The sequence below is a fragment of the Companilactobacillus heilongjiangensis genome (genome assembly GCF_000831645.3).
GTDB lineage: Bacteria > Bacillota > Bacilli > Lactobacillales > Lactobacillaceae > Companilactobacillus > Companilactobacillus heilongjiangensis.
Genome location: NZ_CP012559.1, coordinates 2448318 through 2464812, shown reverse-complemented (window position 1 = coordinate 2464812; position 16495 = coordinate 2448318). Strand labels below are relative to the sequence as shown.

Sequence of the window (16495 nt, the reverse complement as noted above, 5' to 3'; positions counted from 1 at the left end):
CTCTTAGAATAACAGAGGTATTAATATGGAATTAAAAGAAGCCGAGTTTGTCAGAGATTACATTAACGAAATTAGGGCTGCCTATGCGGTGGAATTAAAAGACACTTCACCAATGGAGCAGTACATGGCTTTGGGACATTTAATTAAGCGTTATAACAGTGAGAACTGGACGGATACTTCTAAGAGTTACCGTAAAAATGATGTCAAACAAGTATATTATTTTTCAATTGAATTTTTACCAGGACGACTTCTCCAATCAAATATGCTGAATTTGGGCATTACTGATGTCGTCAAAAAAGGTATTAGAAATTTAGGCCTAGATTTCGATAAAATTGTTCGAGCTGAGCCCGACCCTGGACTTGGCAATGGTGGTTTGGGTCGACTTGCCGCCTGTTACATGGATTCAATGGCAAGTATTGGAATGGCTGGTAATGGTAACGGAATTCGTTATCGTTACGGTCTATTTAAGCAAGTCTTCATGGATGGCTATCAAGTTGAATTGCCTGATGATTGGCTCCGTAATGGTAATGCTTGGGAAGTCAGACGTGAAAATCGGGCTTGTTTAGTTAAATTTGGCGGTCACGTTTGGATGCAAGAGCAACCAGATGGCAGTTTGAAACCAGTCTATGATCACACCGATGATGTTTTGGCGGTTCCTTATGATACCGGCATTATCGGTTATCACAATGTGGTTACGAATACATTGCGGCTTTGGTCAGCTGAATTGCCACCAAACGCTGAGGAAAAGTATTATTCTCAAAGTCAGCGTGACAATATCGATGATATTACTAAAGTTTTGTATCCGGATGACAGTAATGAAGAAGGACGTTCGTTGCGTTTGCGTCAAGAATATTTCTTCTCCTCAGCTGGTGTCCAAAGTATTGTCCGTCATTATCTGTCAGGTCACATTAGCCTCAAACGTTTTGCCCAAAAAGTTGCGATTCATATCAACGATACCCATCCAACCTTGGTAATCCCTGAATTGATGCGTATTTTGATGGATGAACACGATTGTCCTTGGGACTTGGCTTGGCAAATCACAACGTCAACTATGAGTTATACTAACCACACAATTATGCAAGAAGCACTTGAGAAGTGGCCAATTCCAATGTTCCAAGGCTTGCTTCCCAGAATTTATCAAATCGTCGAGGAAATTAATCGTCGTTATCGTGCTGCTAAAATTCCTGTTTTTGGTGAAGATATTGTCGATCGAACAGCTCCTTTGGGTGATGGCCAAGTTCGGATGGCTTATTTAGCTGTTATTGGTAGTCACAGCGTCAACGGGGTTGCACCATTACACACCGAGTTGCTAGAAAAAGATGTTTTAGCTGATCTTTACCGAATTTATCCTGAAAAATTCAACAATAAGACTAACGGTATTGCTGAACGTCGTTGGTTGGAAGTTGCTAACCAACCGCTTACTAAGTTGATTGACAGTAAGATTGGTAAAGAGTGGCACTTCAATCCGAAATTGTTGCAGGAATTGTCAGCCTTTGAAGGCGATACTAAGTTTTTGAATCAATTAGTTGATGTTAAGAAAGAAAATAAGCAACGTTTGGCCGATTATGTACAGTCCGAAATGGGAATTACGATTCGAACCGATGCTATTTTTGACGTCCAAATCAAGCGGCTGCATGCGTATAAGCGACAAGTGTTGCATATGCTAGAGATTATTCGTGAGTACCTGGAAATCAAGCACGATCCTAAGGCTGAAGTTACACCACGAGTTCACATTTTTGGTGCCAAGGCAGCTCCTAGTTATCACTATGCCAAGTCAGTTATCAAGGTTATCAATGCGTTAGCCGATTTGGTCAACAATGATCCTGATATCGGTGATAAGTTGAAAGTTGTCTTTATACCTAACTATGGTGTTTCGTTGGGTGAGTTGATTATTCCCGCAGCTGATATTAGTGAGCAAATTTCGACAGCCTCTAAGGAAGCATCTGGTACTAGCAATATGAAATTGATGACTAATGGTGCTTTGTCATTGGCCACATTAGATGGCGCAAATATTGATATCATTCGGGCAGCCGGCAAGCAAAACGAGTATACCTTTGGACTCACAGCGAGCGATGTTTACGGCTATTATCACCGCAATGATTATCGTTCAAAAGCTATTTATGACAGTAATCCTGAGTTACAAAAAGTCGTTAATTGCTTAATTACCAATATGATTCCGGGTATTTCGACTGAGGGCCGTGAGATTTACGATTCATTACTACAATATAATGATGAATATTTCGTTTTGGCTGATTATGCCGATTACGTCAAACAGCAGAAACAGATTTCCCAAGATTTCAAAGATGTCGAGACTTGGCAGAAGAAGTCCTTGGCTAATATTGCTGCATCCGGAACATTCTCAGCTGACTATTCAGTAGCCCGTTACGCTGAGGATATTTGGCAAGTTCCATATAAGCGGATTTTGAAATAAGGTGGCCCATGCAATGAGTATTGTGATTGAGTACAATTCATTTGAAACGTCAAAAAAAGCTCCATTCGGCGCGGTGGTCGAAGGAACTGAAGTTGATTTTAATATAAGAGTTCATTCTAGCAATGATATTCAACAAGTTATTCTGCATGTGGCACAAGATGGTCACTGGGATACGGAACATCAGTTTCAGATGAACTTGGGACCACATTCTTATCAGGCTGAATTTACACCGATATCTTCGGGTTTGTTTTTCTACTATTTTGAAGTTATTACGAATCAGGAAAGCTGTTTCTATGGCTGTCTAGATGGCGGCTTTGGCGGTGAAGGCGTGATTTATTTGAAGCGCTCGGACGTCCAAATGTACCAGTTAACCGTTATGAGTCATGTTGAAAAGATTCCTGATTGGTATAAGCATGGTCTGGGTTATCACATCTTTGTCGACCGTTTTAACAATGGTAATTCTGATGGTCACATTAATAATCCGAAACCGAATAGCTTTATTTATGGTCAAAAGAGCGATTTGCCAATGTATATCCGTAACAATAAGCAAGAAGTTGTTCGTTGGGACTTTTATGGCGGTAATTTACTCGGAATTGAAAAGAAGATTCCTTATTTGAAGCAATTAGGCGTGACCATCATTTATTTGAGCCCAATCTTTGAGGCGATGAGTAATCACCGTTATGATACGAGTGACTATTTCAAAATTGATCCGATGTTGGGCACTTTGACTGACTTTGACCGCTTGGTTAAGAAGATCCATGAAGCAGGGATGCACGTTATTTTGGACGGTGTCTTTAACCATGTCGGAGTTAATTCACGTTACTTCAATCAAGCTGGAACGTATGAAACACTTGGTGCTACACAGTCGAAAGACAGCCGCTATTATCCTTGGTTTACTTTTACGAAGTATCCGCAAGAATATGATAGCTGGTGGGGTGTCACTGATTTGCCAACGGTTAATAAGGAAAACGTTGATTATCAGAATTTTATTTATGGTGGCGATGACTCAGTAATTGACTACTGGACTAGTCGTGGTGTTGATGGCTGGCGCTTAGACGTTGCTGATGAGTTGCCTGATGAATTTATCTTGGGTATTCGACAAGCGTTGGACAAGTACCCTGACAAAGTTTTAATCGGTGAAGTTTGGGAAGATGCCTCGCATAAATTGGCTTATGGCAAACGACGTCATTACTTGGAAGGCGGCATGTTGCAGGCGGTCATGAATTATCCGTTGCGTAAGTTGATAATTCGAGTGTTGACTGGTGATTTGAAGCCATCTGAGTGGTGGTTAGAGTTGATGACGTTGAAAGAGAATTATCCGCAGACTGTCTTCAAATATAATTTTAATAATATCGGTAGTCATGATACGAGGCGGATTCTAACTGCTTTGCATGGAAATCATGATTGGCTTGAGCAGGCGTTTGGATTGCTGTTCACGTTGCCCGGCGTTCCTTGTGTTTATTATGGAGATGAAACTGGTTTGACTGGTGGGAAAGACCCCGAGAACCGAGCTTTCTTCCCTTGGGATGATCTCAATACTAATTTACAGCAGGCAGTGGAACATTTGTATCATTGGCGTTCACGTAATAGCTGGATTGATGATGCTGAATTTGCACCATTTCATCTGGACAATTATGGGATTGGATATGTTTACTGGCAAGGCGATAAGAAATTATTGGTTGTTTTGAACACTTCATCTAATGAACGTCAGATAAACTCCAATGATTTAATGTTGGACGTGGTGCCTTCCGATTTGGCAGTTGAGATTAAGAAATGTTTGACTGACAAGAGTTTGGAACATGGTGAATTTAAGATTATTGAAGATTTTTAGGCGTCTCCGGGACTGATTCAATATATATATGTATATAAAAAAAAAGACTGATATTCAGTCTTTTTTTTATTCCAATGAAATAGACTTATATAGTGTTTTTAGGTATCATTCCTCAAATAATTTTATTGATTCTTTTAAATTAGGAAGAACTGCCACGGCCTGTTTTGCCAATTTAGGCTTTGGTTGAACTAGGTCAGGGACAATTATTACGTCGATTTTAGCCGCTAATCCTGATTCGATGCCACTGTTGGAATCTTCGAAGATTAACGCATCCTCTGGTTTGGCGTGAGTTACATCTAACGCGTGTAAATAAATATCAGGGGCTGGCTTATTATTTTTTACATCGTCACCACTGATAAGGGCGGTAAAATAGTCTGTTATACCTGTGTTTTTGGCATTGAGCGTCAGAATTTCTTTGGTGGAAGATGATGTGATGTAGCGGGCAATGTTGTGTTCTTGTAGATATGTGAGCAATTCTATCGTACCGGATTTAAGTGTTACTTCGCCGGCTAAAACTTTGTCATGGTAGCGTTCCATTGATTCATCAAAAATTTTTGCGCCCAGTTTTGGATCACCTGCTAATTCTTGTAGGCGACGTTTAGTATCGGGAAAACCTTTGGCAATGTAGTGTTGGTTATCTTCTTTTGTGAATGGGAAGCCGTACTTTTCTAGGATTTCTTTGCGAGCTGAGTAATATAAACCTTCAGTGTCGATTAGGATTCCGTCCATATCGAAGAAGACAAACTTTTTATCGCGTAGATTCATCATAAAATTCCTTTCCTTGTACAGTGTGTTGGTGGATGCTTGTTATGATTTGATTGTACACTAATACGCCGTTATCAAATAACCTATAAAACGTTATTGTTTTTGAGTATAATGAGAGCCATATTGTTTCAAAAGGGGATTTTCAGGAATGAACGATCTATTACACCAGTACAGAATATCCAGAACGATGAGTATAGTTTTGTTGATTGGATTATTTATGTTGGGTACATTGCCAATCATGATTATTGCCTATTGCTATTTGGCATTGATTTTCATTATTCGAACATGGATGAAAGTCGGATTCAAAAGACGGGTAAAAGTAAGTTTAACGGTAATTTATGGCGTTATTTTAGCGACACAAATAGTTTTTGCATCCTTGGTTGTCTTTCCAATGCACGGTGTCACTTTTATGTACTTTCCCGCTAAAATTTTTGCATTAGTTCTGTTAGGAATTCCATTTTTTATCGAACGTTTTACGACAACTAAGAATGGAACCGAATTTTACATGCCTACGATTGAAGATGTCACTGCCATCAGTTTTGAGGAATTACGTGATAATTCGCAGCGGATTAAGTCGATGATGCAGAGCATGTCTAATATGAAGAAAAGTGTTTCGATGAATCATATGAAAACAGTTCTGGAAGACATTCCCCGACACAGTTCAACACGTTATATCAACCATGGCAGTCTGACAGATTACTATTTTGATTCTGCTAAAGCTAGTTTGGATGATGGACATATTTATTTGGTGGTTTCTAATACCGGAAGTCCGGCCAGTGAAATAATTTCGCAATTTACGCAGAAACAGTATAATCACGTGTCACTATCTTTTGATAGAGATCTTAATACGATTATTAGTTACAACGGTGGAAATAATGTCTATCCTCCGGGGATGAACGCTGAAGCAGTGCAATATTTTCATCAAAAGGATGATGCGTCAGTTTTGATATATAGTTTGCCAGTCACTCGTAGGCAGAAGGAACTTTTGATTGAAAAAGTCGCCGAAATTAATGAAGAGGGCAGTGCTTATAATCTAGTAGGATTGGTTGCCAAGCATTCATTTAGGCCTAATATTATGTTCTGCTCCCAGTTCGTTTATAAAATGTTGAAGCTGGCGGGCTTAGAATTTTTTGAAAAAGATGCTGGTGAAGTTAGACCAACTGATTTCATTGAATTGGACTACTATAAAAAGATGGCTTTTGAATACGAAATAAAGTTTTAATAGTGAAAACTTGAAGTGTGTAATCTTTCAAGATTACTGTCGAATAGCAGAAAAAATAAAGCTCTGACCGATGTGAGGTCAGGGCTTTTTGTGTGCAATGAATTTTTATTTATTAGTCTTTTGACTCAATTTAATAACTTCCAATAATCGTTTGCTAAGTTGTTCTCCTTGTTCAGGCTCTAAATCGTTCAGAAACTTAGTTAGTTGTCTAAGGTTGGGACCAAATTTTTCCGTAGATTTGATATCGTCGCCGTCCATTAATGAATCCATGGTGACACCTAGTGCTTTGGAAATCTTACTGAGTGTATTAGCGCTTATTTTTTTAGTGAAGCTACGTTCAATTTTAGATAAATAATTGATGGTCAGATCACTAAGTTCTGCAAGTTGCTCTTGCGTCATATTTTGATTATGACGTTCTCTGGCGATGTTGCCACCCACATTATTCTTCATATTGTGACCTCTTTACTTTTAGTCTTAGTTTAAAGAGTAATGAAGAAAAGATAACGTTATAAGTTCCCATGAGGAATTGCATTAGCAGATACTGTAAGACTATAGTTCATTAGTATATATATTATTGTGGTTCTAAAGGATTATAAAAAGTTGTATAATCAAAATGACTTCAAAAATTGGCGGAAAAATTATTGCTTAAAGGATTAAATGAATGACGATAATTCAATAAATATAGGGGAACTTTATGAATAAAAAGAGTATTACTGCACTGGCAGTCTTATTAATTAGTGGTGGAGTTTTCATGACGGGATGTTCAGTTGGTAATGTCACAGTTAGTGACAATTCACGTAAAGCTGAAACGCCTAAGGAAAATAAAGCTGATAAGACACGAGCAAAGAAAAGAGCAGCAAAGCAAAAGGTTGAAAAAGCAAAGCAGAAGCAAAGGGCACGTGGTAAAGAGTACAAATATGCATTACCAAAAGGTCCCTCATGGATGTACATCTACGATAATGGTAAAAAAACTTCTGTCAACATCGATCCAAATGAAATTCATATAGCTAAGTTGCATGAATTTGACAAGGTTAAGTTTGGTGGCTCATTGCCAGTAGTTGGTGAACTGATGACTGAAGAATACTCAGTCGGAACATCTTCAGGCCAATCTACTATGGATGAATCTGAAAGTTACGATAAAAAGCTGGGCTTCAGGAAAACTAATACTAAGAATGAAATGAATATGTCGTTCTACAACTTGAAGAATGCTGACGATAAAGAAATTAGCCAAATGGCATTCAATGATTTGCCAAAATATTTGGATGCAGCAAGTACTAATGATTCCTCCAAATTGCCTAATCAATCGAAATTGTTAATTAGTTCATTGGATGGAACAAATTATCGTGGCGATTCAGCAGCTAGTTTTCAAGTAATGAATCAATACTATGATAAAAAATCATCAAAACACTCAAGTGGCGGGTTCTTTGATGGCGACCATGCCACTTATGTCCAGATTGGTAGTCGACCTACTATGGAATTAAAGAATGCCACACTATTGTTTGTGCAAACATATGCCAAAGTCAAAAAAACAGATACTGATCAACATGCTTTTAGAACAGACGATGATGCGGATTATGGTAGTTCAAGTACACAGATGGAAGAATATCAAATGGCTTATCAACTAACCGACGATAATAAATGGCAATTAGTTTCAGTTGTTGGTGAGGGTGAATCACCATATTCCATGGATACTTCAAAATCTAACTGGATTGTGCAAAAGAATTAGGGGGTAAATAAGATGCATTGTAGTAATTGTGGAGCTGAGATACCAGAAGGTGCGGAATTTTGCCCAGAGTGTGGTCACAAAGTTGGAGAAACTGTTGAGCATGAGAAATCAAAGCCAGAAATAAATTTAACTCCAGAAATGAAAGAGTCAATCAAGTCGCATGTTAATAAAAAGAATATTTTTCGACTAATTCTTGTATTAGCAGTGTTAATCGTAGGATTTGTAGGATACAGATTACTATATTTACCTGGCGTTGTTAAAAGCGAAGTGGCAAAAACAGAATTTAGAACTGCTAATTATTCAGTTAAGGCTAATGTTTTAACTAAAAAAATCATGATAACAACTGAAAATGGCGAAATTTATAATTTAGTGGCAGCTTCAACTGGGAATGGATTTCTAACTAATCCGATTGGTGCCGAAGAACAGATGATGAAGATGGGTAAGGATTTGCCCGGCAATTGGACGATTCAAATTATTCAGACAACTCGTTCGGATGCCCCAAGGATTATGTGGCAGTATTCAGACGGACACGAGAGCATTCGCTATCAAAATTCAAATGAGTATCGGCGCGCCAAACAAGCATATGTAGAAGTCTCTGAAAGAAAAGATGCAACAAATAGTGAAATCGATTCGGCGGTATCTGGCGCAGTAGTTGGCGGGTTGATTGGTGCCGCGTTAGGTAGATAGAGATAGGGGGATTTTTTGAAAATGTTTTGTCCAAAGTGCGGTTATAAAGTCGAAAAAGGTGTGAAGTTTTGTCCGAAGTGTGGTCAAAATTTGATGGTTAAAAAATCAAGTAGTGAAAGTAAATCAACAGAAAGTAAAGCTACTGAAAATACTTCATTGATTAAAAAGTATCGTCACAATAAAAAGGTGATTGCTACTTTGGTAGCTATTGTCGTTGTTCTTTTCGGTTACATGGCAATTTATGCTCCAATGACAATTAAGTCGGTTCTTCAAAGAGAGGAATTCACCACAAAAAATGGTTATGAAGTTTCGGTCAACCCATTAACTAGGACGATTCGAATTAATGTCGGGGAGGCTGGTATGAACAATATCGAAAGGGGTCTAAATAGTACCCATTTTGATACGAGTGCAATAGCACTTGAATATCATATGGCCAGTGCTGCTAAATCAATTTCAAAAAAGACGATTGGTTCTTGGAAAATTAATTTAACACAGACGAGATATAAAGATACTGATACTTTAATGTGGCAATTCACAGGTAATAATGAAACGCATCGTTACCAAAATACAGCCGCTTGTCGTAAGAATCATCAAGATTATCTACAGGCCGAAGCCGATAGTGCGGAGCAGGATGAAAAAAATAGTGATGCAGCAGGAATTGCCGGTGGACTACTCGGTGGGGCATTAGGTTATATGTTCTAGTAAATATTAGGGGGATTTTATTTTGGCCGATGAAAAGGAGACAGTATTTTGTACTAATTGTGGTACTGAGAATATTGCCAAGTCAAAGTTTTGTATTAAATGTGGGAAACCACTCGAAACAATAAGCAATGATGGTATTGAAGAAAAAGCGGAACAGCCCGAACAAAAAGGTTCGATTCTTGATTCTGCAACGTCCCATTTGAACAGTTGGACTGGTGGAGAAGGAGCTGTCAAAGTCAGTTGGAAAGAATTTTTTAGTGAAGTTTTTAAATCACATACCGAAGATGAGGCAGAGGATATTTTTATTGCGGGTACTAATAAGACCACACCGTCGTTATCTGAAATATCGAATGAGAAAGTTCAGCCTTGGTTATTTTCAAGAATTTTAATATTTATGATAGCGGCTGGAGTTTTGCTTTCAGTGCTTGCCAATTTGAATCCGAATGCAATTGGTGATCGTGTTGCCGTTGATGTAATGACATGTATTGCCGTTCCAATGGCAGCGCTAGTATTATTTTTTGAAACTAATGTTTATAAAAATATTAGTTTTTACAAGGTTGGAAAAATAATGTTGCTTGGTGGTATTTTAGCCATTATTTTGACGCTTTTGATGGACCTTTTTCTTGGCGATAGCGGGGAGCTAAATTTCTCAGGTTCATTATTGACCGGAGTAGTTGAGGAATCATCTAAGTTATTAATTGCTGCTTATTTTGTTCAGAAATTGAAAATCAAAAGAATTTTTAACGGACTGCTAATTGGGGCTGCAGTGGGAACTGGTTTTGCAGCCTTCGAGAATATTCAATATATGTTTATGGGTAACCAATTAGCTTCAATGAGTGATGCGTTAATCAGAACACTTTACTCCATCGCTACACATACAGAGTGGTGTGCCATTGCTACTGCCGCTTTAGTTATTGTGAAAGGTTCTAAGAATTTATCGACAGGTACTTTTATGAATGCAAAGTTTTTAAGGTTCTTTGTTCTAGTTATTCTTATCCATATGTTCTGGGATTGGAATCTATTTTATAACTTTAGGAAGATTGTGATTCCAGCATTAGTTTTGATAACTTGGTTAACGATTCTTGTATTAATTCATGCTGGCTTGCGTGAAGTTAAAGAATTACAGTCAGCAGTTAACAATGACTCTATATCAAATAAAGGAGGTGAGGATTATTCGAATTAGGAAATGGAAATTGGCTGCATTATTAACTGTGGTTACACTTATTTTGACCGGTTGCAGTAGTCAGAATCAGAGTAAAAAGGATACTGATTCACCGAAGATTAAAACGACAACAGGTATCAAGAAGAAGCATAAATCTCAAGCGAATACAGCGAATACTAAAAAATCGATTGTATTTTGGGATACTGCTAAAGATAATCAGCTAGAAAGTTTCATTGATCAATGGGCACCAACTATGAAGCAATCGTATGTTAAGTATGATGGAACCAATTCTTTAAAGACATCAACCGGAACTGTGTATCCCGATGATTTATCTAAGGTCACAGTTCAGGGTACTAACGCATCAATTGGGTGGAGCAAAGATGGTAGTAACAAATACACTTATAACGTTGTAGCAATTTATAACTACGACGGGGTAGTACCACCATTGCCAAACCATATTACGTATTTCTTTGCTTTTCAAAATGGAGAACCAATTGTCTTAGTTGATCAAAGTCGTGACGGAACACCTAATTTGACAGAAACGGAGAATACCAAGGTTAAATCGAGTTTTGCGGATATTGTGTCTGGCAAAAAGGTAACAGTATCTTCTGATACAGAATCTTCCAGTAATAAGCCAGCTCAGCTAACTACTGATCCAAAACTAATTGGAGTCATGGTTCATCAATTAGCAATGCCAGGTGATGATGTTACAAAGGAAGATATGTTGAGTATCTACACTTATAAGGGAAAATATTGGATCGGTATTGGAAGTGGAGTTTCTACCATTGGTTATGAGATTAATGGTAATACCGTCAGCTATTATACGAGACATTACGATGAAAAAGAGTCATCCGCCGAAGTGTCATATATTAAGCACGATATTAGTCTAAGGGATCTTGAAAATAACTATTATTCAACTGATGCTCAGAAACAAACAGTTCAATATGTGGCTAATAAAATGCCCGCAATTCAGGAACAAGCAGATTAGATTCATAGAATAAAAATACAATATTAAGGGGATTATTTATCATGAAATTTACAAAATCAGCAGTACTAGCAGCTGCATTATTAATGGCAGCAACAGGAGCAGTAACAAGTTTATCAAGCAATACTACAGAAGCAGATGCAGCTACAGTCGCAACAGTTAAATCAGGCGTTACAGCTCAACTTTATAATTCAAATGGTGCCTGGGTTACTGACCGTGCTTTAGCACAAAACACAAAATGGCGTGTTGGTACTATCAGTAAAATTGCCGGTGTCACAATGTATCAAGTTGCTACGAACGAATATTTGAGAGCTTCAGATTCAGTACTTTCAGGTCAACCACAACAAGCACCTTCATCAAGTCTAGTTGCTACATTGGGTAACAACGGAGCTCCATTGTACTTCTCAGCTACAAAGGGTGACCCAGCTCACTATCAAACACTTGGCGCAAACAGTGCTTGGAGAGTTAGCCATGTTGTTAACAATGGTAAGGATACATTCTATGAAGTTGGTTTGGGCACTTTTGTTAATGCCAAGGATGCTCAATTGAACAAGACACCTTCAAATGTTGAAACAATTGGCTTCGAACCATACCTAGGTTTGAGATAATCAATTAGACGAGGATAGTAAATATTATGAAATTTATGACTAAATCAACAGCCATCGTAGCCGCTTTAGCAATGGCAACAACTGGAGTACTAGCTTTTTCAACGAAAGCTAACGCTGCGACTGTTGCGACGGTTCATTCTGGGGTAGTTGCTCGTTTGTACACACCACAAGGGGCTAAAATTAGTAACCGAGCTTTGTCACCAAATTCTGCCTGGCAAGTTGGTAAAATTTTGACAATCAATGGCGAAAAGATGTATCAAGTTTCAACTAATGAATATCTTCGTGCTGCTGATTCTTCTCTTAATGGTCAACAACAAAGTCATGCGCCAAGATTAGCTGGAAAAGCTATGAGTATGTTGGCACTTTATCGTGATGATACTAACAGTATGGCCAACCGTTCATTGGCACCTAACTCAGAATGGGCAATCGGTAAATATGTCGTTAACAAAAATGGTCAACAATTTGTGCAAGTTTCAACGCATGAATACGCTGATGCATCTAAATTGATGTACACACAACCTATGACTAACTCAACTTATATCGCTGACTTTGGTACAAATACTAAGTTCTCCGACTTTGCGGTCGTTGGTTCAGGTAATTTGGGTACTAATGGTGATAGTTCATCTGAAACGGATACAAGTACTGATAATAACCAAGGTTCAACATCAACAAGTACTTCCACGGATCCTGATATTGACCCTAGTTTAAATGCTGACGTTAAAGTTGGTACGAATGGGTTAACGTATGAACAAATTCATAAAAGATATCCTAAAGTAGAAGATGTTATGTCGGCAATGATGGGTACAATTAATGCTGAACGTAAGTCACGTGGATTATCTACCTTGGTAGAAGATCCCACTTTGGATGCAATTGCAGCCAGACGTGCACAAGAAGTTTCAACAAACTTTACTCATTATGATTCTTCAGGTAAAACTATTTTCTACGAATACTTAAAGCAAGAAAAGCCAGAGTTGAGTGGACAAGGTGAGAACCTGATTTTGCTACCATGGAAAGATTTAACTGATCAAACGGCGCAAGGATATGCCGATGTTGCTATGGACAATTATCGTGGTGAGGGAACAAATGCTACATGGAATCACTACTTAACTATTATTAATCCAAATGCAAAATCAGTTGGTATTGGAATTTGTGAATCACCAGATGGAAATATATATTCAGTTGAAGACTTTGCTAGATAATTAATAAATTAATGCCAAAGAACAATGAAGGCATTAGAAATTATTGTGGCAATAGTGGTTCTAATTTATTATCTTGAAAAATAAACCCCAACCAATTACGGTTGAGGTTTTTTGTTATCCATTCAAATCAGCAGTGTCCAATCTGAAGAAAGGCGATACCAAGTGAATGGCGATGATGTATGTGTTATTGGATAAAACATTGTAGCATTCCCAAACACGTTCACTAGGTTCGGTATTACGAAGGTATTCCTTGATGTCAGCTAAGTAAGGCTTTATTTCAGTTTCCTTGAGAATCACATGTTGTTTCATATTTAGTTCTCGTTTTTGAGAGCCAGTTAAAACTAATCCCGTTTGAATTTCCAAGTCCTCAGTTAGTTCCGCAATAATTTTTGTAAATCTAATATCTAATGTCATTAGATACTACCTCCAGTTTTTTTATTTGTTACGAAAACTCAAAAAAGACGCCCGTGGCGTCTTACGGTTTTATAGATTAACTAGTCGGAAGAGCTGGGAGATATTTGTGTGCTGTGGTAGTGGTATAAGTACGGGAGATTTCTCCCGTACTTATACCACCGGACGTGTTTGAAGACTTGACGGACTGTGTCAGGGCTTCAAACACGTCCGCACAGCTTGAGAATATTTCCCAGCTTTGGAGACGGCATATTTGACTAGCACCACACGTTAGATTAGCAATAAGTTAAAATGTTTGACTTAGAGTGACCTCTAACTTGTAAAATGCTAAACATTAACTAGAAAATAGAGGAAATATTAATGACAAAAACATGGATGATTACAGGAACTTCAAGTGGATTTGGTAAGGAATTGGCTCAGGTCGTCGCCAAACAAGCAGGCACTAACTTGGTAGCGACTGCTCGTAAAGAGGCTGATTTGGCATATTTGGACGCATTTGATGCAACACGTGTGGCTAAGGTGATTATGGATGTGACGAATGAAGAGCAAGTTCAAGCCGGAGTTGCGGTAGCCAAGGATAAATTTGGCGGGATTGATGTATTGGTCAATAACGCTGGTTTAGGATATTTTGGAACAATTGAGGAAAGTAACGAAAAAGATGTTCGCCAAATGTTTGAGGTTAATGTTTTTGGATTGGGTAATGTGACAAAGTCAGTTTTGCCAATTATGCGGGTACAAAAGCAAGGGGTAATTATTAACATTTCGTCCGCATTAGGTGTTACTTCGTTGCCAACTTTAGGTTGGTACAGTGCAACTAAATTTGCGGTGGAAGGTTATTCCAACGCTTTGCGCCAAGAAGTTGCTCCATTGGGTATTCAGGTGATGAACGTTGAGCCTAGTGGTGCCAGAACTAAATGGAATGCTGGAAAGACTGCCCCAGTTGAAATTGCAGATTATAGTAAATTTGCTGGAATGGTCGATGGTGCTTCAAATGGTGTCACGCAAGCACCTGGAAGTCCGGAATTAATTGCCAAAACAATTTTTGACATGGCTACAGATAATAAAGTTGTGCCGGATCACTTGCCATTGGGAACTTTTGCGACTGATGGGATGAAAAAAGAACTTACTAATACTTTGAAAGACGTTGATAAATATCACGATATTTCCGTTGGTATTGATCAATAGTCGATAATAAAAAATGCCTCGACTATTAAATTAGCTGGGGCATTTTTTGTTGAACAAATTTTGTTTCCATGTCGTAATTTCACATATCTAGCCAAAAAGGGAGGATATGTACATGCGGGCAAAATTGAAAAATATTGGAAGTAATCAACGCCATAGATACAGTGGAAAGTTTGTTAAATATGGATTCAAATATGATGATAGAAGAAAAGAACATGCCAAACCAACGCTGATATTAAAGGACATAACTTTGATTGATGATGAAAAGGAAGAGCTGATTGCGGATCATCTATGGCTGAATTTAACAGTTGGATTCAAAAAATTGGGAGTTTTACACAAGGATGAAATAGTGTCCTTCAATGGTCGAGTTGCGCCGTATAAAAAAGGATATTATGCATCCAGACAGAAGGTTGATTATAAGTTACGATTTCCTACTAAGGTGGCACTATCACGGCCCTTAATTGACTTATCTCAAAGAAAGTCGTGGCCTGATAGTAACTGGGAAATCTGTAATGATATTTATAAAATGTATGAAGAAGATTATCTAAAGCGAGATATTGGTAAACCATACCCGGAACGTTAATTGTACAGTTTGATAAATGAGCTGGGATGTTTTTTGCTATGATAGCTGTATAAGTGAAAAGAGGCAGTTAAATTGAAAATCCAAACAGGCTACATGCCATTTCGTGAATACAAAACTTATTATCGAATTGTCGGGGATTTGAACTCCGAAAAGACGCCATTATTGCTATTACACGGCGGTCCTGGGTCCACTCACAATTATTTTGAAGTCTTTGACCAATTAGCCGAAGAAACTGGGCGACCAATAATTATGTATGATCAACTTGGTTGTGGAAAATCCAGTATTCCTGATGATAAGGACCTGTGGAAAGCTGATACTTGGGTAGATGAGTTGAAAACTTTGCGAGAATATTTAGGTCTAAAACAAGTTCATTTGTTAGGTCAATCTTGGGGCGGGATGTTAGCGATAATTTACATGTGCGACCATAACCCTCAAGGTGTGAAAAGTTTGATTCTTGCCAGCACTTTGTCTTCGTCCAGATTGTGGGCTCAAGAACAGCATCGGATGATTAAATTCATGTCGCCAGAAGATCAAGCAGCAATCACCCAAGCAGAGTCAACGGCAAATTATACTGCTCCAGGATATTTAAAAGCTAATGAACATTTCATGTTACAACATGCCTCAGGACCTATCACAGAGCAGTCTCCGGAGTTTTTACGTCGTCCAAAAATCAGTGGGAAAACGTCTTATGTTACCGCTTGGGGTCCAAATGAATATTTTCCAACTGGTAATTTGAAGGATTATGATTACACGGATAAGTTGAAAAATATCACCACGCCAACTTTGGTAACGAGTGGAACTGACGATTTATGTACGCCGTTAGTTGCTAAAACAATGGTCGATCAGTTGCCAAGTGTTGAATGGACTTTGTTTGCTCACAGCCGTCATATGGCATTTATTGATGAAACTGCTTCTTATATGAAACGATTGAATAAATGGTTAGCTAAAAATGATTGATAAGTTTAGCTTATCGATGCTTTTAATAATTGGAATTGGTCGGT

At 38.2% G+C, this 16495-nt stretch carries 16 protein-coding genes and 1 pseudogene; 14 read left to right on the top strand and 3 right to left on the bottom strand.

Annotated features, from left to right (window positions below; translation table 11 throughout):
• The first annotated feature begins 25 nt into the window (after positions 1-25).
• Complete coding sequence (locus tag JP39_RS11005; protein ID WP_041500164.1) at positions 26-2431, top strand: glycogen/starch/alpha-glucan phosphorylase; 2406 nt, start codon at positions 26-28, stop codon at positions 2429-2431.
• A gap of 13 nt (positions 2432-2444) precedes the next feature.
• Positions 2445-4262: a glycoside hydrolase family 13 protein gene (locus JP39_RS11000; protein WP_048699069.1), complete on the top strand. Its 1818-nt coding sequence runs from the start codon at positions 2445-2447 to the stop codon at positions 4260-4262.
• Between the two features lie 105 nt (positions 4263-4367).
• Here JP39_RS11000 and JP39_RS10995 read toward each other — a convergent pair whose 3' ends face one another.
• A complete protein-coding gene (locus JP39_RS10995; protein WP_053085053.1) occupies positions 4368-5030 on the bottom strand; it encodes an HAD family hydrolase in 663 nt (220 codons plus the stop codon).
• A gap of 145 nt (positions 5031-5175) precedes the next feature.
• Here JP39_RS10995 and JP39_RS10990 point away from each other — a divergent pair, with 145 nt between their 5' ends.
• Positions 5176-6249, top strand: a complete 1074-nt coding sequence (locus JP39_RS10990; protein WP_041500165.1) for a hypothetical protein — start codon at positions 5176-5178, stop codon at positions 6247-6249.
• 105 nt (positions 6250-6354) lie between these two features.
• Here JP39_RS10990 and JP39_RS10985 read toward each other — a convergent pair whose 3' ends face one another.
• Complete coding sequence (locus tag JP39_RS10985; protein WP_048699071.1) at positions 6355-6699, bottom strand: helix-turn-helix domain-containing protein; 345 nt, start codon at positions 6697-6699, stop codon at positions 6355-6357.
• A gap of 244 nt (positions 6700-6943) precedes the next feature.
• On the opposite strand from JP39_RS10985, the gene JP39_RS10980 reads away from it, so the two are divergent.
• From JP39_RS10980 to JP39_RS10950, 8 genes and pseudogenes are all read left to right on the top strand, one after another.
• Positions 6944-7975: a hypothetical protein gene (locus tag JP39_RS10980; RefSeq protein ID WP_041500167.1), complete on the top strand. Its 1032-nt coding sequence runs from the start codon at positions 6944-6946 to the stop codon at positions 7973-7975.
• Between the two features lie 12 nt (positions 7976-7987).
• Positions 7988-8662, top strand: coding sequence for a zinc-ribbon domain-containing protein (locus JP39_RS10975; protein ID WP_041500169.1), 675 nt, complete (start codon positions 7988-7990; stop codon positions 8660-8662).
• Between the two features lie 21 nt (positions 8663-8683).
• Positions 8684-8749: pseudogene (locus JP39_RS12895) on the top strand (zinc-ribbon domain-containing protein); the annotation flags it as partial.
• Between the two features lie 3 nt (positions 8750-8752).
• Positions 8753-9364: a hypothetical protein gene (locus tag JP39_RS10970; RefSeq protein WP_245626332.1), complete on the top strand. Its 612-nt coding sequence runs from the start codon at positions 8753-8755 to the stop codon at positions 9362-9364.
• 22 nt (positions 9365-9386) lie between these two features.
• Entirely contained in the window at positions 9387-10547 is a 1161-nt protein-coding gene (locus tag JP39_RS10965) for a PrsW family glutamic-type intramembrane protease (RefSeq protein WP_048699074.1), read from the top strand.
• Positions 10548-10557: 10 nt separating this feature from the next.
• Positions 10558-11514, top strand: a complete 957-nt coding sequence (locus tag JP39_RS10960) for an Lreu_0056 family protein (protein ID WP_053085054.1) — start codon at positions 10558-10560, stop codon at positions 11512-11514.
• Between the two features lie 41 nt (positions 11515-11555).
• On the top strand, positions 11556-12119 hold the full coding sequence (locus JP39_RS10955) for an SLAP domain-containing protein (protein WP_041500172.1): 564 nt from the start codon (positions 11556-11558) through the stop codon (positions 12117-12119).
• A 35-nt stretch (positions 12120-12154) separates the two neighbouring features.
• Positions 12155-13318, top strand: coding sequence for a CAP domain-containing protein (locus JP39_RS10950; protein WP_169751886.1), 1164 nt, complete (start codon positions 12155-12157; stop codon positions 13316-13318).
• A gap of 114 nt (positions 13319-13432) precedes the next feature.
• Here the strand turns inward: JP39_RS10950 and JP39_RS10945 are convergent, their stop codons facing one another.
• Positions 13433-13732: a hypothetical protein gene (locus JP39_RS10945; RefSeq protein WP_041500174.1), complete on the bottom strand. Its 300-nt coding sequence runs from the start codon at positions 13730-13732 to the stop codon at positions 13433-13435.
• Positions 13733-14089: 357 nt separating this feature from the next.
• Here JP39_RS10945 and JP39_RS10940 point away from each other — a divergent pair, with 357 nt between their 5' ends.
• The 3 genes from JP39_RS10940 (at position 14090) to pepI (ending at position 16451) form a co-directional block, all read left to right on the top strand.
• On the top strand, positions 14090-14914 hold the full coding sequence (locus JP39_RS10940; protein ID WP_041500175.1) for an SDR family NAD(P)-dependent oxidoreductase: 825 nt from the start codon (positions 14090-14092) through the stop codon (positions 14912-14914).
• Between the two features lie 112 nt (positions 14915-15026).
• Positions 15027-15494 carry a hypothetical protein gene (locus tag JP39_RS10935; RefSeq protein WP_048699076.1) on the top strand — a complete coding sequence of 156 codons (468 nt, stop codon included), beginning with the start codon at positions 15027-15029 and terminating at the stop codon, positions 15492-15494.
• Between the two features lie 72 nt (positions 15495-15566).
• Positions 15567-16451 (top strand): proline iminopeptidase, encoded by an 885-nt coding sequence (gene pepI, locus JP39_RS10930; RefSeq protein ID WP_041500177.1) that lies wholly within the window; start codon positions 15567-15569, stop codon positions 16449-16451.
• Positions 16452-16495: the final 44 nt, after the last annotated feature.

Bases quoted from the DNA above. Each gene is read 5' to 3' on its own strand.
- JP39_RS11005 (WP_041500164.1), top strand. From the start codon at position 26: ATGGAATTAAAAGAAGCCGAGTTTGTCAGAGATTACATTAACGAAATT.
- JP39_RS11000 (WP_048699069.1), top strand. From the start codon at position 2,445: ATGAGTATTGTGATTGAGTACAATTCATTTGAAACGTCAAAAAAAGCT.
- JP39_RS10995 (WP_053085053.1), bottom strand. From the start codon at position 5,030: ATGATGAATCTACGCGATAAAAAGTTTGTCTTCTTCGATATGGACGGA.
- JP39_RS10990 (WP_041500165.1), top strand. From the start codon at position 5,176: ATGAACGATCTATTACACCAGTACAGAATATCCAGAACGATGAGTATA.
- JP39_RS10985 (WP_048699071.1), bottom strand. From the start codon at position 6,699: ATGAAGAATAATGTGGGTGGCAACATCGCCAGAGAACGTCATAATCAA.
- JP39_RS10980 (WP_041500167.1), top strand. From the start codon at position 6,944: ATGAATAAAAAGAGTATTACTGCACTGGCAGTCTTATTAATTAGTGGT.
- JP39_RS10975 (WP_041500169.1), top strand. From the start codon at position 7,988: ATGCATTGTAGTAATTGTGGAGCTGAGATACCAGAAGGTGCGGAATTT.
- JP39_RS10955 (WP_041500172.1), top strand. From the start codon at position 11,556: ATGAAATTTACAAAATCAGCAGTACTAGCAGCTGCATTATTAATGGCA.
- JP39_RS10950 (WP_169751886.1), top strand. From the start codon at position 12,155: ATGACTAAATCAACAGCCATCGTAGCCGCTTTAGCAATGGCAACAACT.
- JP39_RS10945 (WP_041500174.1), bottom strand. From the start codon at position 13,732: ATGACATTAGATATTAGATTTACAAAAATTATTGCGGAACTAACTGAG.
- JP39_RS10940 (WP_041500175.1), top strand. From the start codon at position 14,090: ATGACAAAAACATGGATGATTACAGGAACTTCAAGTGGATTTGGTAAG.
- JP39_RS10935 (WP_048699076.1), top strand. From the start codon at position 15,027: ATGCGGGCAAAATTGAAAAATATTGGAAGTAATCAACGCCATAGATAC.